We start from the raw sequence: 23,837 nt of genomic DNA on the forward strand, positions 1-23,837 counted from the left end.
TCGCCACGGCGAACACCTGGCATTGAGCGCTTTTTACACCTCGGGCGGGAATCCGTAAGCGGGTGGCTGCAGCTCAACTGGAGTGCCGGTGTCGGCAAGGGTGAGATCGGCGTGTTCGACCGCGGCGATTTCCGCTACCGCCAGCAGCTCGCAGCGACCGGCGGCGTTTTGCTGGGCAGCAACTACTGTGCCCGCTCCTTGGCTGGACTGGCTGCTGGCGGAATCAAGCCGACTGCCGGGGGCAGGGGGCTGCGCGAGCGCCACCTCGCCGACGTACATGCGTCGCTTCAGCTTCCCCAGATATTGCATGCGCGCGACAACCTCCTGACCGGTGTAGCAGCCCTTGTGGAAGCTGACGCCGTCGATCAGATGCAAATTGATCATTTGCGGCACGAACAGCTCCCTGGTGGCCGGGTCGATGGTCGGGATGCCGGCGCGAATGTCCTGCAGCGCCCAGAGATCATCGGCGGCGCGAGCGGCGCCGGCAGTCTGAGCTTCGCGCCACAGGCTTTCGGCGGCGGATGGCGGGCCGACGAACAGCCAGCGCGGCAGCGGGCCGGCAATGCGGATCAGTGCCGTATCGCTGCGGCGGACGACCCCGTTGTCGCTGTCTGGCAGGCTGCCGAAGCGCTCTGTCAACACTGCAGCCATGCATTCGCCGACCAGACCCAGGCAGACGAGCTCGTCGCTGCGATCGCTAAGGCTGACCTGCGCGCGCAGCACAAACATCTTCAGCCGTGGCAGCAGGGTGGCGATTTGCTCGCGCGGCAGGATCAGCCGATACCCGTCGCCCTCGCGCAGGACGCGAAAGTTGGCCAGCATGCGGCCCTTGGCATTGCAGTGGCTGCTCAGCTGAGCATGCGAATCGGAGAGCTCGCGTAGGTCGTTACTGAGCTGTCCCTGTAGAAAGTCGGTCGCCTCCGCGCCATGGATGTCGATTGCGCCAAGTTCGCCAAGCGCGCAGAGCGCGCACTCGGCCTCAGCCGGCATGTCGGGGAATGTCACTTTGGAAGTGGCGCCGACGGTGCCGCCGAAATCCGCGAGGAAACTTTGCCAGTGGTCGTTCATGGGTGCATGCCTGTTTGTCTGCCTGCTGCGTTTGTCGGGTACGGTTTTTGGTTTTGAGCCGGTTTCTACCTTCGCCATTTGCGCGAAAGATGACTGCGATAGGCTGGCTGGGGTAGGGTGAGCAGCTCAAGCCGGTGGCGGTCGCATATACCTGCGCCTTCCGCCGGGCGGCGCCTCATTTTGCTATTGTCTGGGAGATAGCTTCATCTTGTCCATTCATCAAGGCAGTCCGCGCGTCGATGCGTTGGTGCTCTACAAGTCCCGCCCGGCGCGGGTCAGCGCGCTCGACGACAAAATCGAGATCGAGCTCGAAGGTAGCCAGACCAAGCGCGTGCGCCCCAAAGACGTGGTGATGCTGCATCCGGGCCCGCTGCGCCGGCTTGCTGATCTTACCAACGGGCTTGGCGAGCTGGCCGGTGATGGCGGGAGTGTCGAGGAGACCTGGGAGCTGCTCGATGGCGAGACCACCACCCTGGTCGATCTGGCCGAGCTGATTCATGGCGAGTCCTCCCCTGCGGCTGTCTGGGCGACCTGGCAGTTGGTCATGGAAGGCGTGCTGTTCGAGGGCGAGCCCGATGCCATCCACCCGCGCTCGGCCGAGGCGATTGCCGAGGAGCGCGAGCAGCGCGAGGCAAAGGCGCGCGCCGAGCAGGACTGGGCGGATTTTGTCGCCCGCGTCGAGCAGCGCGCGCTGGCCCCAGAGGATGCCGAGCGCCTGCGCGAGGTCGAGCGCCTGGCCTATCAGCAGAGCGAGCACTCGCGCATTCTCAAACACTTCAATGTGGCCGAGCAGCCAGCGAAGGCGCATGAATTCCTGCTGCGCATCGGCCATTGGCGGCCCGAGCATAACCCGCATCCGCGACGCTTCGGGGTGGCGCTCAGGTCACCCGAGTTGGCGCTGCCCGAGTTGGTCGAGGAGTCCCGTTTGGATCTGACCGGCCTGCCGGCTTTCGCGATTGACGATGCCGGCAATCAGGACCCGGACGATGCCATCAGCCTGGATGGCGAACGCATCTGGGTGCATGTGGCCGATGTGGCCGCTTTAGTGGCCCCGGGCTCGGAACTCGACCTCGAGGCGCGTGCGCGCGGGGCCACGCTGTACTTGCCAGAAGGGGCGGTGACCATGCTGCCAGAGGCGGCGACCGCAGCGCTCGGTGTGGGTCTGCAAGAGGTTTCCCCAGCCTTGTCCTTCGGTTTTCGCTGCGACGAGCAGGGGGAGCTTGCCGATATCGATATTCAGCCAAGCTGGGTGCGGGTTGAGCGCCTGAGCTACGCCGAGGCGGAGCAGCGGCTGGACGAGGAGCCCTTCGCCTCCTTGATGCAAATTACCGAGCGCTTCCGCGCCCGGCGTGCGGCCAATCAGTCCGCCCGTATCGATCTGCCGGAGGTCAGTGTGCGGCTGCGCGACGGCCAAGTGGCGATCGAGCCGATCGAACGCCTGGCCGCGCGCGATCTGGTCACTGACGCCATGCTGATGGCCGGCGAGGCCGCAGCGCGCTTTTGCCAGGAACGCGCGCTTGCCATCCCCTTTGCCGTGCAGCCGCCGCCGGAGCGCATCGAGCAGCCGGAGACGCTGTCTGGCATGTACGCCTATCGGCGCTGTTTTAAGCCCACGCGCATGGCGGTGGAGCCCGGCGCGCATGGCAGCCTGGGCCTGCCGCTCTATGCGCGCGCGACCAGCCCACTGCGCCGCTATGCGGATTTGCTGGTGCATCAGCAGTTGCGCGCGCATCTGCGCGGCGATCCGGTGCTGGATGCGAGCGAGGTCGCCGCGCGCGCCAGTCAGGCCGAGGTGGCCGGGGCGGCGGTGCGCAAGGCCGAGCGGCTGTCTAATCAGCACTGGAAGCTGGTTTATCTGCGCGCCCACCCAGGGTGGCGCGGACGTGCCCAGGTGGTGGCGCAGGAGGAGCGACGCACCATGGTGATGATTCCTGAGCTTGCCTTCGAGACCCGGTTGCGCGCCAAGCAGGAGCTGGCGCTCGATGCCGAGCTGGAGCTGGTGCTGTCCTCGGTGGACCTACCTGAGCTCGAGGGGCGTTTCCGCCTCGCCGGCGGTTGACTTGGCCGCGAGCAGCCTTGCGCGCGCGGCCAGGAAATCGTCCGCGTTCAGGTATTGGATGACCACGGCGCCGTCTGGGTCGCGTGCGATGTCCATGCCGACCTCAGGGTAGAGCCAGTGCAGGATGCCGGTTTCTTCGCTGAGAATTTCCGCTGGCTCGCCGAAGTTTCCCGCGAGATCACGCGCTTCGAGTCGCTTCCATGGCAGATAGGTGAGACGGCGCAGCGGTGCCTGGGCCAGGCGGGTGGAGTCCGCTGGTGCCAGGGTGACCTTGCGCGCGCCATTGCCGAGGCCGCTGATGCGCGTTCCGCGCTGGTAAATAGCCTCCAGCTCGGCTGCGGGCACTTGCAAGGTCACCACCCAATCGGCGCGGATCTGGCTTAGGATGACGTCATCGAAAAAGGCCTCGACGCTCATGCTGCCGCCCGGCTCGACGAACAGGCTGAGCTTGCCGGGTTCGCTGAGCAGCCCCTGCAGCTCAGCCAGCCGGCTCTCGCCCAGGGTGAGGCCAAAGACCTCGACTTGCCCGGCCTCAGAGCGGGTGACATCCCAGGGCAGCCGCGGCGGGCCGGATGGCGCAGTGGGTGGCTTGAGCGACAGCAGGAGCCAGACCCCGATAAAGCCCATCAGCGCAGCGGCCAGGATGCTCAGGATGATTTTTCGGTCCATGGCCCTTAAGGTCATTCGTTGGCGGCGAGTAGCGCTCTTGGCGCGCAGCCGCAGCTTAGATCATGGCCGCTCGAGCAGCAGGCCGGCGGCGACGCGCCGGCCCTCGCTGGCGAGCAGGTTGTAAGTGCGGCAGGCGGCACCGGTGCGCATCCATTCGATCCCGATGCCGTCTTCGGCGCCGGCGGCGAGCAGCGATGGCGGCGGCAGGATGGGGGTCGCGCCAGTGCCGATCAGAATCACCTGCGGGCGGGCGTCGAGCAAAGCTTCGAGATCGGCTCGTTCCAAGTCTCTGATGTCGGCTGGTTCAAAGTCTTCGAGGTCCGCTTTTTCGAGGGTGTTCTGCTTCATCGAGCGAGAGGGCGGCGAACTCGATGGCGACTGCGGCAAGACCCATGGCCGCACCGGGGCGTCCGGTAACAGCAGGACCGCATGGGCGAAGACCTGCCCGCTGATGCAAAAATGCTCGGCGTCATAGGCGTCGATGCGCAAGGTTCCCGGATCAAGGATTTCAGAAAATTTCATGACACGCTCGGTTGCTTGGGGCGGCCATTAACTGTCGGAGTTGTTAACGGCGCAATCTACCGATGCAAGGCCGGTCGGGACAAGGTATCATTTCCGTTGGTTATTCGCCTCCCATGCGCCCTCGGGTCTGCGCGAGCGACGGCTTTGCTCGCGGTGGTCCGTTAGGTTCGTGCGGGGCGATCAAGCATCAGGAATACTCGGCTTGGGGCCGACGGTCTCGGGAATCAACACTGTCATGTCAAAACCCTTCACGATGTCTTCTTCGGGCGGCTCATGCTCGGGGATTGCGCGCGCGCGCCTGTTTGCCGTTGCGCTGCTCGCTCCGCTGTGCATTCTGCCTGGAGCGCAGGCGGCCGATCTACTCGACATCTACGATCTCGCCGCCAACAGCGATCCCACCTTGCGGGAATCGGAGCAGACCTTCTACGCCACGCGCGAGAGCAAGCCGCAGGCGCAAGCGCTGCTGTTGCCGAATTTCTCTCTGAACGGCAATGTGAATTACAACAACGTCAAGAGTCAGGGGGGGCGCACCAGCTTGTTTGGCTCGGCCAATCGCAACGATACCTATCAGACGTCGGGCGTCGGTGCGGTGCTGTCGCAATCGCTCTATAACCGTGCGAGCTGGGTCCAGCTCAGTCAGGCTGACAACTCCATCAATCAGGCCGAGGCCCAGTACAAGGCGGCGCAAATCGACCTGATGGTGCGCACCACCCAGGCCTATTTCGACGTGCTGCGCGCGAATGATGCAGTACGCGTGCAGAAGGCGCTGGAAACCGCCAATGCGCGCCAACTCGAGCAGTCGCAGCAGCGCTTCGAGGTGGGCCTGGTCGCCATTACCGACGTGAACGAAAGCCAGGCTGCTTACGACCGCTCGCGTGCCAATCTGATCAGCGCGAAGAACATCCTCGATAACCGCTGGGAGGCGCTCAGGCGCATTGTTGGTCCGGTCTCGCTGCCTCTGGCGCGACTGGGTGACAAACTACCCTTGGCTCCGCCCGAGCCAAACGATATGGACACCTGGGCCGAGACAGCGTTGTCGAGTAATTTTAATGTCATCGCCGCGCGACAAGCTGTCGAGGTGGCGCGCAAGGAGATCGAAGTTCAGCGCTCAGGCTACTACCCAAGTGTCGATGTGCAGGCGGGTTATGATCTGGCGCGCTCCGGGGCGGAGTACGGTCAGGATACCGACAGCGCCTACGTTGGGTTGAATCTGACGGTGCCTGTTTATCAGGGCGGTGCCGTGGCCTCCCGCACCCGCCAGGCCGGGTACAATTTTCGCGCCGCTCAGGATCGCTTCGATCAGCAGCGCCGCGCGGTGCTCAACGACGTCAAGGACGCCTTTCGCGGCATTCTCTCAAGCATCAGCGATGTCAAAGCGCGGCAGGCCGCCATTGTCTCAGCGCGAAGCGCCCTGGAATCCACCCAGGCAGGTCTTGAAGTCGGCACCCGCACGCAGGTCGATGTGCTGAATGCGCAGCAGAATTTGTTCCAGGCGGAATATGACTACCTCTCGTCGCGTTACGACTACATCATCAATGGCGCCCTGCTGCATCAGGCGACCAGCACGCTCAACCGTGATGTGCTCGCGATGGGCAACGCCTGGCTGAATAAAAAAGATCTGGTCGAGCCACCGTCGTACTGAGGTCGCGCGCGACATGTCTGGTAATAGCCTCGGGCGCAGCTTGGTCTTCACCAGCTTTGGTGAGAGTCATGGCCCGGCGATCGGTGGAATCCTCGACGGCTGCCCGCCGGGCATTCCGCTTGCCGAGGCCGATCTGCAAATCGATCTCGACCGGCGCGCGCCTGGTCAGTCGCGCCACACCACCCAAAGGCGCGAGCCTGACCAGGTGCGCATTCTCTCGGGCGTCTTTGAGGGGCAGACCACGGGTACGCCAATCGCGTTGCTGATCGAAAATGTCGATCAGCGCTCCAAAGACTACTCCGAAATCGCCAGTCGCTTTCGCCCCGGCCACGCCGACTACAGCTACACGATGAAATACGGCCACCGCGATTATCGCGGCGGCGGGCGCTCCTCGGCGCGCGAAACTGCTGCCCGCGTCGCCGCGGGGGCGGTGGCAAAACAGGTCCTCAAGGTCCTGTGTGGCGCGCGGGTGCGGGGGTATCTGTCGCAGCTCGGGCCGCTGCGCCCGCAAGTGCTCGATTGGGAGCAAGTCAACGCCAACCCCTTCTTCTGCGGCGATGTCGGCCTGGTCCCGGAGCTTGAGTCCTACATGGATGCCCTGCGCAAGGATGGTGACTCCATCGGCGCCGAGGTGACCGTGGTGGCCGAGGGGCTGCCTCCGGGGCTCGGCGAGCCGGTATTCGATCGCCTCGATGCCGATATCGCCCATGCGTTGATGAGCATCAATGCGGTCAAGGGCGTCGAGGTCGGCGCCGGCTTTGCAAGCGTGGCCCAGAAAGGTAGCGAGCACCGCGATGAAATGACCCCGGCAGGCTTTTTGAGCAACAATGCCGGCGGCGTGTTGGGGGGCATCTCAACCGGGCAGGACATCATCGCGCGCCTTGCGCTCAAACCAACCTCAAGCATTCGCTTGCCAGGGCGCACGGTCAACCTGAGCGGGGAAGCGGTGGAGATCGTCACCAAAGGCCGCCATGACCCTTGCGTTGGCATTCGCGCCACGCCCATCGCCGAGGCCATGCTGGCGCTGGTGCTGGCCGATCATCTGTTGCGCCAGCGCGGGCAGAACGCCGGGATTCAAACCCCGCTCGACCCATTGCCGGCGCAGGCGCCGCCCTCGGGCGAGTGACGGATGCCGGTTTGTTGCATCCCCTTATTCCCATTCCACTCCAAGCAGCCTTGAACATCCGCTAGCGACCCCTGCCGGCGCGAGCGCGTCTTGCCGGTTATCCGCTGCCCGCATCTCCCTTATGCCCTACTGGCGCCTGTCCGGCTACTACCTCTTCTATTTTGGCGCCCTGGGTGCGCTGGTGCCCTATTGGGGCCTTTATCTGAAGTCACTCGGGTTTTCCTCGGCGGCCATTGGCGCGCTCATGGCCATCCTGATGGGCACCAAGTTGGCGGCACCCATGCTCTGGGGTTGGCTGGCGGACCATCTGGGAAAGCGCATGCTGCTGGTGCGTCTGTCCGCCTTTGCCACTTGCATCGCGTTCGTCGGCATTTTTTGGGCGCAGTCGCTGGGCGCGGTGGCGGCGGTGATGCTGCTGTTCAGCTTCTTTTGGAACGCGGCCTTGCCGCAGATGGAATCGGTCACCTTCAATCACCTGGGGGCAGCCGTCAATCGTTACTCACGGGTGCGTCTGTGGGGTTCGGTCGGCTTTGTTCTCACAGTCGGGCTGCTCGGCTGGTGGATTGGACGCGACGGTACAGGTGCGATTCCAGGGGCCGTGCTGGTGCTTTTCATCGCCGTCTGGATCAGTGCCTTGTTGGTTCCCGATTGCGCGCATCGGCACCATCCGCATCCGGTGCCGCCCGTTCGCTGCCTGCTTGCCCGTCCCGAGATCGCCTTTTTTCTGCTGGCTTGCTTTTTGATGCAGTTCAGTCATGGGATTTACTACGCTTTTTATTCCATTCATCTCGAGGCAATTGGCTATCCTAGTGTGTTGGTCGGCGGTCTTTGGGCGTTTGGCGTGGTGGCCGAGGTGTTGGTATTCCTGCGCATGCACTGGTTGCTCGAGCGCTTCGGCGCGCGCAACATTCTGCTGACGGCCCTGTTGCTGGCGGTGTTGCGTTGGAGTCTGATAGGCTTTCTGGCGCCAATCCTGTGGGTGCAGGTCTTTGCTCAAGCGCTGCACGCCGCAACCTTTGGCGCTTTTCATGCGGCGGCCATTCACCTGGTGCACCATTATTTCCCGGGCTCGATTCAGGGCCGGGGGCAGGCACTTTACAATAGCTTGAGCTTCGGCGCCGGGGGCGGTGCCGGGAGCCTGCTGGCCGGTCAGATATGGGAGCCGCTGGGCGCTGGGCCCACCTTTGCGCTGGCGGCACTGGCAGCTTTGGGCGGCTGGCTATGCACTTGGTTCTTTGTCGACAGGGAAGGGCGCTATTAGGCGTCGTCCCTGTTTTGTGTTAAGGGTTTTGTGTTAAGATCTCACACCGAAGGTTCCGCTGGCCGCCGCGGACCTATTAGGCTCTGCTCTTGCCGCGCCCGGCTTGGGCTTGATCTCTGGAGGCCAGGCGGATTTTTCGACTCTTCCCCCGTTCCGACGATGCTCAGACATCGATTGCGCGCGCCCCGTCAGAGCCTTTTCCGGTTGCCGGCGAGCGTGATTTCTTTGTCTTGTATCCGGCCCGGTCCGACGCGCTCGAGGCACGTTGGCGCCTGACGCAAGCGCAGCTGGATGGCCTGAAGGCCGCTTTTGGCACCAAGGCCGGCGCCTTATCACCAAGCGTCAGGCTGCGACGTTTTGCTGATCAGCATGCCGATGGCGGGGATGACGGCGACATGCTTCCCGTGGCAGGCGTGCATCAGGGCCGCATCGGCTTTATCTCTTTGCAGTCCGATGCCTGGTATCAGGCCGAGCTTGGGCTGGCCAGCGCCGATGGCGGCTGGCTGATGCTGGCGCGCTCCAATCGTCTCGCGCTGCTGCCCCCTATTCGGTGCGACTTCGGCAAAGAGCCAGCGTTGGCCGATCTCTCCGCGCCGGAACAACAATCAGCGCGGGCGCATTGTAACCCCGCCGTTGGGACGGTGCTTTCCGCCGCCGGCGATTTGTTCAGGTCTCAAGGTGGTGTTGCTCCTGCGCCGGTAAACCGCCGCGGTGGCGATGCGCAATCGGCCGTGCGCGCCATCATTGAGGCATCCGCTGCTTATCGCAATGCAGTGGATTGCAACGCAGGGGCTGGCAGTTCTGCCTGGCATGACAACACTTTCACCGATCGTTGTGCTCGTTCCGGTTCTGATCCCGGTTCTTATACGGGTTCTGATCCCGGTTCTGATCAGGCCGTCGATCAAGCGCTGGATAGCGCTCTTGCGCGGCCAATTATTCCTTCTGCGCGTGGGGCCTTTGGTGCGCGGCCGGTTGCGGGTGACGACGATAAGGCGCGTTATCCAACAGCCGGCAGCGGGCCGATTGAGTCGGTCAGGGACGCTTCAGACGCGGACATTTGGGGACAGCTGCGCATTGGTGGGCGCGCCGCGCCTGGCTCCCTGCTCGAGCTTGGTGGCCATTCTTATCGGGTAGGTCCGGGGGGGGCGCTTTGCGTTCGATCTCGACATTGCCGATCCTTCGTTAATCCATGCCCTGTTGCGGTTGCTGCCCGCGCTGCCTGTGACGCAGCGGGAGGAAGAGTGAGCGCAGTGCTCCTTGTGCGACTGGATTCAAGCCATACCAGCGCTGATCGCGCAGACCGCTGATGCGCATTGCGCTTCTCGCCGCTGAATGCGCACCTGTCGCCAAGGCCGGTGGACTGGGCGATTTCGTCCATGGGCTGGGGCGCGCACTGATGGCCGCGGGCGCGGATGTCGAGGTGGTGCTGCCAGATTACGACTGCCTGAGGCTTGAGCTTGTCCACGACAGGCAGTTGATCCGGGACGATCTAAGGTTTGAATTCGGCTGCGAGACAATCCGTTGCAGGGTGTTTGCCGGACAGGTCGACGGGCTGCGCTGCCGCTTTCTGGCGCCCGCAACATCGGAAAACTTTTTTGCGCGCGGGCGCATCTATGGCGAAGCCGATGATGCGCTGCGCTTTGCCTGTTATTGCCGCGCGGCATTGGAGTTTTTCCAGCAGTCTGGCGCCTGGCCGGACATTCTGCATTGCAACGACTGGCAGACCGGACTGGTTCCGGTGCTGCTCTATGAGGACTATGCGCAGCGCGGGGTGGAGCGCACCCGCGTGTGTTACTCGCTGCACAACCTCGGCCACCAGGGCTGGGTCGGGCCGGAGTTGCTGAGCACCCTGGGGCTGAATGCCGAGCGCTTGATGACGCCCGATCGCCTTCAGGGCGACCACCTTCAAGGCGGTGCCGGGGCGCCCAGTGCCAATCTGATGAAGGGCGGCATCGTCTTTGCCAATTTCGTCACCACGGTCTCCCCGCGCTATGCATGGGAGGTTCTGCGCACCGAGCAGGGCGAGGGCCTACAAGCGGTTTTGGCCTGGAAGCAGCAACAGGGGCGGTTCGCGGGCGTGCTGAATGGAATCGATCAAGCGACCTGGAATCCGCGTATTGATCCCCTGATTGCCCACCCGTTCGACCTCGAGCATCCGGAGCGCAAGTCTGCCAACACCCAGGCCCTGCGTGAGCGACTGGGACTGGGACTCGAACTGGGCCAGGCAAACAAGCCGCTCATCGCCGTCGTCAGTCGACTGGATCGGCAGAAGGGCGTCGGTCTCATTGCGCACGCAATGGCTTACACTCTGGCAAGACAAGGCCAGTTCGTCTTGCTGGGCAGCGCCCTGGATGCGGAAATCCAGGCAAAGTTTGAGCGTTTGCGAGCGGAGCATGCAGATCATCCAGACTGTCATCTGGAGCTTGGCTACGATGAAACCCTGGCGCATCAAATCTATGCCGGTGCCGATCTGATCCTGGTGCCCAGCCTGTATGAGCCCTGCGGCCTGACGCAGATGATCGCCATGCGCTATGGCTGCGTGCCCATTGTCCGACGTGTGGGCGGGCTTGCCGATACTGTTTTTGACGCAACCTTTTGCACCCGGCCGGAACACGAACGCAATGGCTTTGTCTTTGACGGAACCGGGCCGGATGATCTCGAATTTGCGCTGGAACGGGCCATTGGGCTGTGGTTCGATTATCCGCAACGCTTTCGAGAGCTGCGTCTGAACGGAATGCGCGCGCAGCATCCCTGGGATGCGCCCGCCGAGGAATATCTGCGGATTTATGCGCGCCTGGTTGAGGATTTTGGCCAGGATCTGATCTAAATCACCCTCCTGCCATTGCGATGCCCAACGTGGTCAGGTTCTGTGGCGAGCGATTAAGCATGCTTGACCGCGAGCGGGCATGAGATTCGCACCGGTTTGCCATGGCCTGCTTCCCGCGATTATGCTGATGGATTATCCAGAGTTGAGGCCCCGATTGTGGCCCTAGTTGAGGTTGGCAGCACATGAGTCCGAGGACGCTCTACGACAAAATTTGGGACGCGCATCTGGTGCGAGTCGATGACTCGGTGGCATCGGCTTCCGAGTCATCAAATGCCACCGCGCTTTTATACATCGACCGGCAGTTGGTGCATGAAGTCACCTCGCCGCAGGCCTTTGAAGGGCTGCGCCTGGCTGGCCGGAAACCGCGTCGGCCCGAGGCCAATCTGGCGGTGCCGGATCACAATGTGCCAACGCTTGATCGGCACCTCGGCATTGCCGATCCGGTCTCGCGCATTCAGGTCGAGACGCTGATCAACAACTGCCACGAGTTCGGCATCCCGCTGTTCGACATGGCGGACAAGCGCCAGGGCGTCGTGCATGTGATCGGCCCCGAGCAGGGCTTCACCCAGCCCGGCATGACCATTGTTTGCGGCGATAGCCACACCTCTACTCATGGCGCTTTCGGTGCGCTGTCCTTTGGCGTCGGCACTTCGGAAGTCGAGCATGTGCTGGCCACCCAGTGCCTGACGCAGAAAAAATCCAAGTCCATGCTGGTTCGCGTCGATGGGGCGCTTGGGGCCGGTGTGACGGCCAAGGACATCGTGCTGGCCGTCATCGGCGAGATTGGTACCGCCGGCGGCACCGGTCATGTGATCGAATACGCCGGCGATGCCATCGAAGCGCTCAGCATGGAAGGGCGGATGACGGTCTGCAACATGGCGATCGAGGCCGGCGCGCGTGCCGGACTCATTGGCATTGATCAGAAAACCGTCGATTACCTGCGCGGACGGCCCATGGCGCCCCAGGGCGCGGCCTTCGAGCAGGCGGCGGCCTACTGGCTAAGCCTGAATTCCGATCCCGGTGCCGAGTATGACCGGGTGGTGCATCTGGACGCTGCCAGCATCCGCCCGCAGGTCACCTGGGGCACCTCGCCCGAAATGGTGGTGCCGGTGGACGCGACAGTGCCTGATCCGGCCGAGATCGCCGATCCGGTCAAGGCTGGCAGCTATCGCCATGCGCTCGCCTACATGGGCCTGGAGCCCGGTGCGGCGATCAGCGACATTGCTTTGGATAAGGTCTTCATCGGCTCATGCACCAATGGCCGCATCGAGGATCTGCGCGCGGCGGCCGAGGTGGCGAAGGGCAAACGGGTGGCTGCTTCCGTCAAGCAAGCGCTGGTGGTGCCAGGTTCCGGGTTGGTTAAGGAGCAGGCGGAGGCCGAGGGGCTGGATCGAATTTTCATCGATGCCGGCTTCGAGTGGCGCGAGCCGGGCTGCTCCATGTGTCTGGCGATGAATGCCGACCGCCTGGAGCCAGGCGAGCGTTGCGCATCCACCAGCAACCGCAACTTCGAGGGCCGGCAAGGGCCGGGCGGCCGTACTCATCTGGTCAGCCCGGCTATGGCGGCAGCGGCGGCCGTTCATGGTCATTTTGTCGACGTGCGGGAGGTCTAAGCCATGCCCATGCAGCCTTTTGAGAATTTCAGCAGCGTCGTGGTGCCGCTCGACCGCGCCAATGTCGATACCGATGCCATCATCCCCAAACAGTTCCTGAAGTCTATTCAGCGCACCGGCTTCGGCCCCTATCTGTTCGATGAGTGGCGCTATCTCGACCATGGTGAGCCAGGAATGGACTGCAGCAACCGGCCTATCAATCCGGACTTCGTGTTGAATGATCCGCGCTATCAGGGTGCGAAGATCCTGCTCGCACGCCGTAACTTCGGCTGCGGCTCCTCGCGTGAGCACGCCCCTTGGGCGCTGGCTGATTATGGCTTTCGGGTGCTGATCGCGCCGAGCTTTGCCGACATCTTTCATCAAAATGCGACCAAAAATGGCATCCTGCCGGTGGTGCTCGACGAGGTGCTGATTGATGAACTCTTCACCCTGGCCAGTGGTGATGAGCCTTTGACCATCGATGTCGATCTGCACAACCTCAAGCTCAGCCCAGATGGTCGCGCGCACATCGAAATCGACATCGACCCCCACCATCACCACTGCCTGATCCACGGCTTGGATGATATCGGCCTGACGCTGGAACATGCCGATGCCATCGCCGCCTACGAGCAACGCCGCGCCGCCGAGGCGCCCTGGCTGTTCGCCTGACTGTGCTTGACCCGAACGGAGAAACCATCCTTTGTCCAAGACCATTTTGATTTTGCCGGGTGATGGCATTGGCCCGGAAATCATCGCCGAAGCGGTGAAAGTGCTCGAATGCCTGCGCGATGACTTCGGTCTCGCCATCGACATGCAGCAGGCCCTGGTTGGCGGCTGTGCCTATGATGCCACCGGCTCGCCACTGCCCGAGGAGACGCTGAACCAGGCCAAGGCCTCAGACGCCGTCCTGCTTGGTGCCGTCGGTGGTGCCAAATGGGAGCCGCTGCCGATTGCCGTGCGCCCGGAAAAGGGCCTGCTGGGACTGCGCGCGGGTCTGGGCCTGTTCGCCAATCTGCGCCCGGCCATTTTGTATCCGCAACTCGCCGCCGCCTCCACGCTCAAGCCCGATGTTGTCGCCGGGCTGGATCTGATGATCATCCGCGAGCTGACCGGTGGCATCTATTTCGGCCAGCCGCGCGGGGTCGAGACCCTGGACTCTGGCGAGCGCCGTGGCTTCAACACCCTGGTCTATAGTGAGTCTGAGATCGAGCGCATCTGCCGCGTGGCCTTCGATATCGCGATGAAGCGCAACAAGCGCGTCTGCTCGGTCGACAAGGCCAATGTGCTGGAAGCCACCGAGCTGTGGCGCGAGATCGCCACCCAGGTCGGCCAGGATTACCCCGAGGTTGAGCTGAGCCACATGTACGTCGACAACGCCGCCATGCAACTGGTGCGCGCGCCCAAGCAGTTCGACGTGATGGTCACCACCAATATGTTCGGCGACATCCTGTCCGACTGCGCCGCCATGCTGACCGGCTCTATCGGCATGCTGCCCTCGGCGGCGCTGAACGAAAGCGGCCAAGGCATGTACGAGCCCATTCACGGCTCGGCCCCTGATATTGCGGGCAAAGGCATCGCCAATCCGCTCGCCACCATCCTGTCGGTGGCCATGATGCTGCGCTATTCGCTCGCCGCACCCGAGCAGGCCGAGCGTATTGAAAAGGCCGTTGAGAAGGTCCTTGATCAAGGCCTGCGCAGTGCGGATCTGGCCTCGCCTGGGACGGCGACAGTGGGCACCGCCGCAATGGGCGATGCCGTCGTGGCCGCGCTGCGCGAAGCGGCTGGTGGCTAAATCAATCCTGGTTTTGGCCCGGATGCCATGCTGTTGCGGTTTGGCTCGCATGCATGCTGTCCGAGCCGTCGGCGGCCAAGCGCCAGCTAAACAGCCAGGATGCTGTCGCGGATGACGCTGCTGCAACGACTTCGAGATGGCTATGCGCGCATTGATGCGCGCTACCATCCCGTCCCGCGCCGCGCTTACGAATATCCCATCAACCGCTACTACGCCCATCGCCTCGACACCCTGCTGACCTGGGTGGCGGACCGCCTGGGCTGCTCACCCAACTTCGCCACCGCGCTCGCGGCCGTCGCCGGCGTGGCCGCGGCCGGGGCACTGGCTGCGCACTGGTTCATCGCGGCCGCGCTGCTCATCCAGCTGCATCACCTGCTTGACGGAGTCGACGGCAACCTGGCGCGCTCCCAGGGGCGCTGCAGCACTGTTGGCAAGCGGCTCGATCAACTCAGCGATCAGTTAGTGCGCTTGGCGCTGTTCGTTTCCCTGGCGTTGGTCTCTCATGTTCCAGGCTGGCTTGCCATTGCCATGCTGGCCACCCTCTACCTGGATATCGCCCTGGTCGCCTGGGTAATCACCCCCTGCGCGCGCCGCAGAACACTCATCCGCGCGCGCTGGAAGCAGTGGTTCATGGATCGCGGCCTGATGCCCGGCTTTGATATCTTCACCCTCTATGCCCTGGTCAGCCTGTGCCTGCTGTTGCAAGCACCCGCGCTCGCGGTGGTGCTGGTCACCCTGCTCAAGACACTCGACTGGAGCTATCGGCTGTGGGAATGCGCGCGCACCAATGTCTCAGCGCTGCTGACCAAGCCGGGGAAAGCCGCTCGCGATCAAGTCCGCTAACCTTTAGCACGGGCCGCCAGCCATAGATTGCGCGCCGCGCAAATCAATGGCCGCCGCTTTGCTCCTGTCGAGTTCCATAACAGTGACCAACTCGACAAAAATCACCACAAACCAGGATAGCCAGTTGTGGAATCTTGACATAGGCTTAAAGCATTTCCTGTCAATGCGCTATGTCAGTTGGCTTGCCGCTGGCAAATTACCTGATGTCATCCAACACCGCTCCAGCCACCAGCGCCCAACCGCGCGGTCGCCCACCGCCCCAGATCTGGCAACCCCAGCGCCATGCCCTCATCGACGCCTCCCAGTCCGCCGATGAACAGGCCTGGGTGGCGGAATTCAATTGTCGTCAGCTCAGCGCGGGGCGCTTTTCCGGTCTGTTGGAGCGGGTCGACCTGGACGGCATTGAGATCGTGCGCGAGCAGCAAAGCCAGGATATTCACAAAGCCGGCGTCATGCCGCCGGGCACTTGCACCGTCTCCTTGATTCAACGCGCCGAGGGCAATGCCCGTTTCTCCCAATTTGCCGAGGATGCGGTCGATCAGTTGTTTTTCATGTCCGGAGAAACCGCGTTCGACGCCATCGTCCCAGGCGGCCTTTCCACCTGTTATGTGCGTCTCAACCAACGGGCATTGCTGAAGGGTCTTGCCGCGCTGAATGAGCCACTCGCCGAGCGCCTGACCAGCGGCGGTCTCCAGGCCCTGGGAAACGCCGGCAAGCGGCCGTTAGAGCTTAGCCTGCGCGCACTCGAGAACATCGTCCGCGATCCACGCACCGGACATCGGGGCGCCAGCCCGCAAGCGCTGCGCCGCAACCTGTTGGAACTGGTGCTGATCACCGTCAGCGCCTCGGACGAGGTCATCCCCGGCACTCACCCGAGCTTGCATGCCCGTCGCCGCAGCCTGCAGATTGTCCGCCGCGCGCAGGCTTACATGGAAGAGCAACTCGCGCAGGGCTGCAACCCCAATATGGTTGATTTGTGCCTGCACACGAGCGTGTCCGAGCGGACCCTGCAATACGCCTTTCGCGACCAACTCGGGCTGACCCCAAATACCTACCTGCGCCTGCTGCGCCTGAACGGCGTGCGCGCCGAGCTAGTCACATCCAGCGCCGAAGTCACCTCCGTCACCCAGGTCGCCACCCGCTGGGGTTTCCTGCACCTTGGCCGCTTCGCACGGGCCTATCGCGAGCTGTTCAAAGAGGCCCCGTCCGCCACCCTCGCGCGCTGAACGCCGGCCCGCCTCGTTGCGGCACAATAGCCGCCGAGACGCCGCTTGTTAAACCGCCACTGCAAGTCTTGCGGGAAATGACCTAGCCAGCACCAAAACAGCCATTTAGGCTCCTCGTAAAGCTCCCAAGCGCTGCAGCAAAGAGGAACGGAAATGGTCATGAGCCGATTTGATCTGATCAACCGCGAACAGTCCCAGCCCCATCGTTCGCGCCGCCCAAAAGACCTTGCCGTCTACCGTCACCCGCGCCAATGCCTCAGCGCTGCGGGCAAGCCCGAGGTCACCGAAGAGCGCGACCATGATGATTTTCGCGTGCGCAACCTGGCAAAAGCGCAACTGCGGCATTCAGCGCAGGCGCAACTGACTGCGTCGGCGCCTTGTGCAGGTGTGACGACTGCTTTCAGCCGCTTCAGGCGAAGGGGCGGCTCTTGCGCAGACTCCGGCAGAAATCGACCGCATGCGGCACCTTTTCCTAACAAGCAATATCTAGAATCTCCAGTGCGCTGTTCACTGGGTTTGCATCAAGGCCAGGTAAGGTCGTCTCAGCCAAAGGTTACGGGGATAAACCAACGGCTGACGGGCGCGCGGGCTCCGACGCTATTCAGTCTTCTGGCGCTGTTGAGTCTGTTTTTCCTGTTCTGGGAGAACGCGGCAGCTTCTCAGTTCAACTGGGGCACGCCACCAACTGACCTCAGCGCCACCGGGCAGAACGCCGTCGATCCCCAGGTCGCGGTCGACAGCAGTGGCAACGCCATCGCCGTTTGGGAACGTTCTGGCATCATCCAGAGCGCGCGTTACCAAGTCGGCACTGGCTGGGTCAAAGCCGACGGCGCCATTGAGGTCAGTAACCTCAGCGATCCCTCGTTGAACGCCTATGTTCCCCAGGTCGCAATCGATAGCAGTGGCAATGCCATCGCCGTGTGGGAGCGTAATTCCATCATCCAGAGCGCGCGTTACCAAGTCGGCACTGGCTGGGTCAAAGCCGACGGCGCCATCGAGGTCAGCGACCTCAGCGCCACCGGGCAGAACGCCGACAATCCCCAGGTTGCGGTCGATAACAGTGGCAATGCCATCGCTGTGTGGGAGGTCTTTAACGGTAATTGGATTATACAGAGCGCGCGTTACGTCGCCGATAGTGAGACTTGGGGCGCCATCAGCGACCTCAGCGCCACCGGGCTGAATGCCTACGATCCCCAGGTCGCGGTCGATAGCAGTGGCAACGCTATCGCCGTATGGAAGCGTAAGTTCATCATCCAGAGCTCGCGTTACGACGCCGACAGAGGCACCTGGGGCGAGGTCAGCGACCTCAGCGACCTCGGCGCCACCGGTTGGGCCGACGTTCCCCAGGTCGCGGTCAACAGCAGTGGCAAGGCCATCGCCGTGTGGCGGGGGTATGATGGCAGCAACCGGATCATCCAGAGCTTGCGTTACGACGCCGACAGTGGCACCTGGGGCGAGGTCAGCAACCTCACCGAGCTGGGCGGCGAAGAGCCCCAAGTTGCCATCGACAACAGTGGCAACGCCATCGCCGTGTGGCGGGGGTCTAATGGCAGCAACCAGATCATCCAGAGTGCGCGTTACGAAGAGGGCACCGGCTGGGTCAAAGACGGCGAGGCCATCGAGGTCAGCGACCTCAGCGCCACCGGGCAGTCCGCCGACGTTCCGCAAATTGCCATGGACAGCAGTGGCAACGCCATCGCCGTGTGGCGGCGGCTCTCCAGTCCCGCCATCATCCAGAGCTCGCGTTACGACGCCGTCAGCGAGGCTTGGAGCGCCGTCAGCGACCTCGGCGCCGCGGCGACCAGCGTACGCCACCAGATTGCCGTCGACAGCAGTGGCAACGCCACCGCCGTGTGGGCGGCCTCTAACGGCAGCAACTTGATCATCCGAAGCGCGCGCGGTATTCCTACCTACAGCATCGGCGGCACCGTCTCCGGGCTGGCCTCGGACCAATCGGTGGCGCTGCAGAACAACGCCGGCGATGACAAGACCGTCTCCGCCAACGGTGCCTTCACCTTCGACACCAATATCGCCTCAGGCGAAAGCTACGCCGTCACCGTGCTGACCCAGCCCACAGGGCAGACCTGCACCGTTAGCAACGACTCCGGCAGCAATGTCATGGCCGATGTCAGCAACGTCAGCGTCACTTGTGCCACCAACACCCACGCCATCAGCACCAATCCGGGCGCCGGCGGCAGCATCAGCTGCACTCCCAATCCGGTCCCTGAAGGCGAAGACAGCGAATGCACCGCCACCCCCAATAGCGGCTACAGCTTCAGTAGCTGGGGCGGAGCTTGCTCCGGCAGCACCAACCCCTGCACCCTGAGCAACGTCACCGAGGCCAAGACCGTCTCCGCCACCTTTGAATCCACCGGCGGCGGAGGCGGAGGTGGTGGCGGGGGCACCCCCAGCCCCATCAACGGCCGCTGCGGCAGCGCCGAGGGCGAAGCTTTCGCGGTCGCGCCCAGTAGCAACCTGTGCAGCGCCGGCACACCGAGCGCGGTCAGCGGCACCGGCCCTTGGTCCTGGACCTGTCAGGGTCAGTACGGCGGAACCGATGCCAACTGTACCGCCACCACCGCTGAAGTCGACGGCCGCTGCGGTTCCGCCAGCGGCGCCACCTTCGCCACCCGCCCCAGCAGCGGCCTGTGCGCCAGCGGCACCGCCGGAGCCATCGCCGGCACCGGCCCCTGGTTCTGGAATTGCAGCGGTCAGCACGGCGGGGCAAGCACCTGGTGCGGTGCCAACGCCGCAGGCTTGCCGCCCTATGATCCCGATCCCGACATCCCCAGTGATGAGATCTGGACCCAGCTGCCCGATGAAGACACCGACGGCATTCCCGACGCCGTCGAAGGCCAAGTGCTCAGCCTTGATGGCGCCACCCAGGGCGACGGCAATGGCGACGGCATCCCCGATGTCGAACAAGCCCATGTCAGCGCCTTCACCGGGGCCGACTGTCCCGAACGCGAGCGCCCGCGCTTCGTCACCCTCGCCGCCCCCGTTGGCACCGAGCTGAGCGATGTCACCCGCCGCGAGCCACCCGATGATCTGCCCGAAGACCTCACCCTCGGCTGTGGCGAAATCGCCTTCCAAGTCCAAGGGCTCGAGCCCGGCGCCACCCTCGACTTCTCCGTCTACGTCGAGAACGACGCCGCCGTCAACGGCTACTACTACCGCAATCGGCAAACTGGCGCCTGGGACAACATCGCCACCGCCATCACCCCTGAAGGCATCAAAATCCGCCTCGACTACCAACTCCAGGACGGTGGCCCCTATGACGCCGACGGCCTCACCAACGGCACCCTCGTCGATCCCGGCGGCCCCGGCTACCGTGGCGAGATGGCCAGCCTCCTGCTCCCGGTGAACAACGGCATCAGCCTCTACGAACGCCTGTACGTCTATGGCCAACAGGGCCAAGAATGGGTGCGTCTGGAAGGCGGACGCGGTAGCTGGATCGACCAAAACATCGACGGCATCGAACTGCCAGGTGCGCTCAGCGACTACCGCTTCAGCCAAGCCGGCAACACCGTCTGGATCGAAGGCCCCAACCGCAGCGCCCGCATCGTCGTCCAAGGCGGCGCGCACGGCACCGCGGTGGCCACCGATGAAGGCGGCACCTGGCTGCACTTCAGCGGCCAGCAGGTGTTACTGGGTCATCAACCGCTGAGCAGCCGAGCCCAACAGTTCGACGCCAGCGAACTCGGCGACAGCTTCGACCCGGCGGCGGCAGCCGGGACGGGTCCCTTCAGTGACAACCTCAGTCCCAACCGGTTCCTGCTCGAGCCCAATGCCGTGGTGCATCTGGCCGAGCTTGCTGACGCCTATGGCACCCCCGCGCGCGATACCCTGCGCTTGGTTGGCACCCCCGGCGTGGAGGTTGACCAAAACATCGACCGCGTGCATCTCGACGGCGCGCTGGGTGATTACCGCTTCCGCCAGCAAGGCAATGGGGCGGAGATCACCCGCAATGACCGCTGGGTCGCGACCATCCGCGCCCAAGGGGATGCCGATGGCACCGAGCTGCTCTTCACCGATGTGAGTGCGCCGCTGTGGTATGACGGCAACCAGATGCGCCTGGGGCGGGCGGCGCTGGCGAGTGAGCGCGCGGGCATCATTGAACAGGATGCGCTTTAGTGGTGATTACTACCCCCAAGCCCCTCAAGAGCTTTTGGGCTGCCCCGGACGCCTTGCCTGTCCGCGTTGCCTGCATCAGGGGCATGTGGGTTTGATTGGATAGCTGTAACACAATGGGATTACATCATGATCAAGTATCTTGACGCGGGTAACGACACCTTCTCCATCACCGGCACCTACGAACAGGTGCTCGACTTTGGCGGCACGGATACCTACATCCTAGACCTCGACCTCAGTGAGTCGGTGACCGTGGTTGACAATCAAATCAGTGAGGTTCGGCTGCCAGCCGGGCTGTTGCTCGATGCTGTGCGATTTGCTGCCGACGGCGTGCAGTTCTCGGTCTTGGGCAAGACCGTCACCTTTCTCGGTCAACCCCAATCGTTCAACTATTATCTCGGCGATAATGCCGAGACTCCGCTGAACTTTAGCGAGTTGGCGGAGGGATTCGGCACCACGGTGCCGGCTGCGGGGGCCGCCCCCAATGAAGTGAGCCAGAGCGTCATGATCCAAGCCGATGGCGGGATTGCGCCGATGACGACAGTCGAGGTGACTGCTGGCAACACAAACCCCAGCGATGCCAGTACAGGAGACTTCTATTTCGACATTCACCCTGGCGATTATCAATACAGCATCGCCGGTTTTGGTGCTGGTGACGTCCTGGCGTTTCCCAGCGGCAATGCCCCGACGCTGGTGAACAATGATTTCGACGACGGTATGGTGGAATTTAACTGGGTAGGGGCAGGCGGCTTGGTGCGGATCGAGCTGACGGGCCTCAGCGCCAGCGACGACGCGCAGTTACTCGACATCGCGGCTTTCCAAGATCTATTCGGGGCAACGTCGATCCTTTAGGCCTGCATCCTATGTGCGCAAATCACCCGGTTTGAAATCCGTGCTCGACGCGGCGATTGCCGAGGTCTACCCCAACGCCGTTGACCTGGCCAGCGATCCGACCCGGGATACGACCCGAGAGCTAACCCCGGAGCTGACCAGATAACGGCTGGACATGGACGCTCTTCTGCGCGGCCTTCGTGACCTTCTACCGCCGCCATTCCGAAGCCTGGCTGGAACGCTATGATTTTTGCGAGGTGGGCCGGCAATTGCTGCGGTTGATGGCCTTCTCGCAGCGCATCGTCAAGGTCGGCGGCCGGGTGGAGCGGGAGATGACCGTCGGTCGCGGGCGCACCTTTTCGCTCATTGACGAGAACATAGGGCGCGGTTGCAGCCTCAACACCCCCAGACGCGGATCGTTCGCGACCCCTGGTGTTCCTCGCGCCGCCACAGTCGCTGCTCCCAGCTGAGCGCGGCATCGCGGTGGAAGATCACCAGATGCGCCTCCTCGGCACCGGTTTTGTCGGCATAGTCGGCGGTTTGCGCCAGACTCTCGGGCAACAGACTCTTAAGCGTGCGCCCGGCGTGCAGGAGTTTCAGCTCAATGACCACGCGCTGCACCGGGCCGAAAAAGCCCTGCGCCTCATTGAGGGGCCACTCCAAAAACAAGTCCGTGCGCCGTCGCCCCAGGGCATATTCCCGGCTCAGGCGCCCACCGCCGTTGAGAATGCGCTGCAAAAACGCCTGGATCAGCAACTGGGGACCGGCCTCGCGGTAGTCGAAGCGCTCCACCCAGCTCTCGCCGTTTTCGCGAAAAAACTGCTGAAAGGCGGCCAGCAGCTTGTCCATGTCGAGGCGATGCTGCGGGTTCAGGTACCAGACGGATTTCTGGATCATGGTGTCTTGCGTCACCGCCGTGAGTTCGCGGGGGATAATCTCCTGATAAATGCGATTGCTCAGGTGAATATCAGGTTTTCGTGTGATCAATCCCAAATCGGCGACATATTGCAGATCATCCTCAGACATTTGTAGCTCGGTCTGCTCGGTGGACAGCAACGCCGCGACCACTTGGCGCACCCGAGGCTCTTTGAGCTTGTCGGTGAGCTGATCGAGATGGGTGGCGCGCGAGAGAATCAGCCGCTCGCGCCCGGCGTGGTAGTCTTCCAGCACGATGGGGCGGCTACGATCACGCGCCGCACGGTTTTCCCAGGTCACTTCATACCCGAGAGCATTGACCAGCCAGGGCTGGCCGTGGGTGTCCAGCCACAGCTGCGAAAAAATCTCCGGTGCAAAGGTCTGGCCGGTGGCTTCGGTGTGCTGCTGCCACAGTGCGCGCGTCTCATCCTCGGTAAAATTTCCCATGCGTAGTGACTTGGCTTTGATATTGAATGCACTGCCGCCGGTAATGATCTCCTGATCCGCCGTGCGCATCCGATAGTCGCGCACATCGCGCACGCCGCAGAGGATGATGCTGTGTGGAAAAGCCGCGGGGCGCTGGTTGTAACCGGCGCGAATCTGGCGCAGCAGCGAGATCAGGGTATCGCCGATCAGCGCATCGACCTCATCAAGCAACAGCACTACCGGCTTGGGCGAGATCTGCGCCCAGTGCTCGAGCATGGCGGTGAGCTGATCCTGGGCAACGACGCCGCGCCCCTCGCCGGCAAGCCAAGTTTTGATGCGGGCATCGGCCAGATGAATCTCAATCGCCCGTGCAATGGCGCTGCACACCGCTGGAATGCCTTGCGTGGCATCCCCGCGCGCGGCCTGGGCGCCCTCGATATTGGCATAGGCACAGGCAAACTGACTCTCGCGGTTCAGGTCCGCCATGATCGCCAGCAGGGTGCTGGTCTTGCCGGTCTGACGCGGCGCGTGGAGGACGAAGTAGCGTTCGGAGCGAATCAGATGTGCGATTTCTTCCCAATCGATCCGGTGCAGAGGCGGGAGGTTGTAGTGGTTCTCGGGCTTGATTGGCCCGGAGGTGTTGAAAAACTTATTCATCGCAACGCCTTGGCTGTTGGGTTTCTGCGACTGATTCTTGAATCATACACCGCAATCGGCATGAAGATCCGCGCCCGCCGTGTCACAAAAATGCGCATTCCCGGACAACCGATCAGGGACGATCCGGCCTGATGTGGAAGCTCAGTTCACGACAGCGCCAATCCGGCGGATCGCCAAGAACATCGGCAGGGGCTTAGGACGGTCGCCGAGGGTACCTTGGAATCGCCTCCAGCGGTCGAAAGCCCAGCTT

At 63.1% G+C, this 23,837-nt stretch carries 19 protein-coding genes; 13 read left to right on the forward strand and 6 right to left on the reverse strand.

Annotated features, from left to right (window positions below; genetic code table 11):
* Positions 1 to 33: 33 nt before the first annotated feature.
* Positions 34 to 1,068, reverse strand: a complete 1,035-nt coding sequence (gene ygfZ / locus Thiosp_RS05875; protein ID WP_201068451.1) for a CAF17-like 4Fe-4S cluster assembly/insertion protein YgfZ — start codon at positions 1,066 to 1,068, stop codon at positions 34 to 36.
* A 208-nt stretch (positions 1,069 to 1,276) separates the two neighbouring features.
* Here ygfZ and Thiosp_RS05880 point away from each other — a divergent pair, with 208 nt between their 5' ends.
* Positions 1,277 to 3,127, forward strand: coding sequence for an RNB domain-containing ribonuclease (locus tag Thiosp_RS05880; RefSeq protein ID WP_201068450.1), 1,851 nt, complete (start codon positions 1,277 to 1,279; stop codon positions 3,125 to 3,127).
* Here Thiosp_RS05880 and Thiosp_RS05885 read toward each other — a convergent pair.
* Together Thiosp_RS05885 and Thiosp_RS05890 are read right to left on the reverse strand one after the other, a co-directional pair.
* On the reverse strand, positions 3,086 to 3,796 hold the full coding sequence (locus Thiosp_RS05885; protein WP_201068449.1) for a hypothetical protein: 711 nt from the start codon (positions 3,794 to 3,796) through the stop codon (positions 3,086 to 3,088). The two genes, Thiosp_RS05880 and Thiosp_RS05885, sit on opposite strands and share 42 nt — an antisense overlap.
* Before the next feature lie 60 nt (positions 3,797 to 3,856).
* Positions 3,857 to 4,318, reverse strand: coding sequence for an Mth938-like domain-containing protein (locus Thiosp_RS05890; protein ID WP_201068448.1), 462 nt, complete (start codon positions 4,316 to 4,318; stop codon positions 3,857 to 3,859).
* A 235-nt stretch (positions 4,319 to 4,553) separates the two neighbouring features.
* Here Thiosp_RS05890 and Thiosp_RS05895 point away from each other — a divergent pair, with 235 nt between their 5' ends.
* From Thiosp_RS05895 to Thiosp_RS05905, 3 genes are all read left to right on the forward strand, one after another.
* Positions 4,554 to 5,960 carry a TolC family outer membrane protein gene (locus Thiosp_RS05895; protein ID WP_201068447.1) on the forward strand — a complete coding sequence of 469 codons (1,407 nt, stop codon included), beginning with the start codon at positions 4,554 to 4,556 and terminating at the stop codon, positions 5,958 to 5,960.
* A gap of 13 nt (positions 5,961 to 5,973) precedes the next feature.
* Positions 5,974 to 7,086, forward strand: coding sequence for a chorismate synthase (aroC, locus tag Thiosp_RS05900; protein ID WP_201068446.1), 1,113 nt, complete (start codon positions 5,974 to 5,976; stop codon positions 7,084 to 7,086).
* Positions 7,087 to 7,207: 121 nt separating this feature from the next.
* Complete coding sequence (locus Thiosp_RS05905; RefSeq protein WP_201068445.1) at positions 7,208 to 8,347, forward strand: MFS transporter; 1,140 nt, start codon at positions 7,208 to 7,210, stop codon at positions 8,345 to 8,347.
* Positions 8,348 to 8,679: 332 nt separating this feature from the next.
* Here the strand turns inward: Thiosp_RS05905 and Thiosp_RS05910 are convergent, their stop codons facing one another.
* Positions 8,680 to 8,949, reverse strand: coding sequence for a hypothetical protein (locus tag Thiosp_RS05910; protein WP_323696856.1), 270 nt, complete (start codon positions 8,947 to 8,949; stop codon positions 8,680 to 8,682).
* Between the two features lie 704 nt (positions 8,950 to 9,653).
* On the opposite strand from Thiosp_RS05910, the gene Thiosp_RS05915 reads away from it, so the two are divergent.
* From Thiosp_RS05915 to Thiosp_RS05940, 6 genes are all read left to right on the forward strand, one after another.
* Positions 9,654 to 11,174 carry a glycogen synthase gene (locus Thiosp_RS05915; RefSeq protein WP_201068443.1) on the forward strand — a complete coding sequence of 507 codons (1,521 nt, stop codon included), beginning with the start codon at positions 9,654 to 9,656 and terminating at the stop codon, positions 11,172 to 11,174.
* A gap of 182 nt (positions 11,175 to 11,356) precedes the next feature.
* On the forward strand, positions 11,357 to 12,787 hold the full coding sequence (gene leuC / locus Thiosp_RS05920) for a 3-isopropylmalate dehydratase large subunit (RefSeq protein WP_201068442.1): 1,431 nt from the start codon (positions 11,357 to 11,359) through the stop codon (positions 12,785 to 12,787).
* A gap of 9 nt (positions 12,788 to 12,796) precedes the next feature.
* Positions 12,797 to 13,435, forward strand: a complete 639-nt coding sequence (leuD, locus tag Thiosp_RS05925) for a 3-isopropylmalate dehydratase small subunit (RefSeq protein WP_201068508.1) — start codon at positions 12,797 to 12,799, stop codon at positions 13,433 to 13,435.
* Between the two features lie 31 nt (positions 13,436 to 13,466).
* Positions 13,467 to 14,558, forward strand: a complete 1,092-nt coding sequence (gene leuB / locus Thiosp_RS05930) for a 3-isopropylmalate dehydrogenase (RefSeq protein WP_201068441.1) — start codon at positions 13,467 to 13,469, stop codon at positions 14,556 to 14,558.
* A gap of 111 nt (positions 14,559 to 14,669) precedes the next feature.
* Positions 14,670 to 15,401 (forward strand): CDP-alcohol phosphatidyltransferase family protein, encoded by a 732-nt coding sequence (locus Thiosp_RS05935; RefSeq protein ID WP_201068440.1) that lies wholly within the window; start codon positions 14,670 to 14,672, stop codon positions 15,399 to 15,401.
* 203 nt (positions 15,402 to 15,604) lie between these two features.
* A complete protein-coding gene (locus Thiosp_RS05940) occupies positions 15,605 to 16,627 on the forward strand; it encodes a helix-turn-helix domain-containing protein (RefSeq protein WP_201068439.1) in 1,023 nt (340 codons plus the stop codon).
* A gap of 105 nt (positions 16,628 to 16,732) precedes the next feature.
* Here the strand turns inward: Thiosp_RS05940 and Thiosp_RS05945 are convergent, their stop codons facing one another.
* Positions 16,733 to 16,972 carry a hypothetical protein gene (locus Thiosp_RS05945; RefSeq protein WP_201068438.1) on the reverse strand — a complete coding sequence of 80 codons (240 nt, stop codon included), beginning with the start codon at positions 16,970 to 16,972 and terminating at the stop codon, positions 16,733 to 16,735.
* A 273-nt stretch (positions 16,973 to 17,245) separates the two neighbouring features.
* On the opposite strand from Thiosp_RS05945, the gene Thiosp_RS05950 reads away from it, so the two are divergent.
* The 3 genes from Thiosp_RS05950 to Thiosp_RS05960 all read left to right on the forward strand — a co-directional run bounded on the left by Thiosp_RS05950 (position 17,246) and on the right by Thiosp_RS05960 (position 21,755).
* Positions 17,246 to 20,761 (forward strand): InlB B-repeat-containing protein, encoded by a 3,516-nt coding sequence (locus tag Thiosp_RS05950; RefSeq protein ID WP_323696857.1) that lies wholly within the window; start codon positions 17,246 to 17,248, stop codon positions 20,759 to 20,761.
* Positions 20,762 to 20,887: 126 nt separating this feature from the next.
* Positions 20,888 to 21,610 (forward strand): hypothetical protein, encoded by a 723-nt coding sequence (locus Thiosp_RS05955; protein ID WP_201068515.1) that lies wholly within the window; start codon positions 20,888 to 20,890, stop codon positions 21,608 to 21,610.
* 13 nt (positions 21,611 to 21,623) lie between these two features.
* Positions 21,624 to 21,755: a DUF29 domain-containing protein gene (locus Thiosp_RS05960; RefSeq protein WP_242518866.1), complete on the forward strand. Its 132-nt coding sequence runs from the start codon at positions 21,624 to 21,626 to the stop codon at positions 21,753 to 21,755.
* A gap of 230 nt (positions 21,756 to 21,985) precedes the next feature.
* Here Thiosp_RS05960 and Thiosp_RS05965 read toward each other — a convergent pair whose 3' ends face one another.
* On the reverse strand, positions 21,986 to 23,587 hold the full coding sequence (locus tag Thiosp_RS05965) for an ATP-binding protein (RefSeq protein ID WP_201068516.1): 1,602 nt from the start codon (positions 23,585 to 23,587) through the stop codon (positions 21,986 to 21,988).
* Positions 23,588 to 23,837: the final 250 nt, after the last annotated feature.

The organism is Thiorhodovibrio litoralis, from assembly GCF_033954455.1.
GTDB classification, from domain to species: domain Bacteria; phylum Pseudomonadota; class Gammaproteobacteria; order Chromatiales; family Chromatiaceae; genus Thiorhodovibrio; species Thiorhodovibrio litoralis.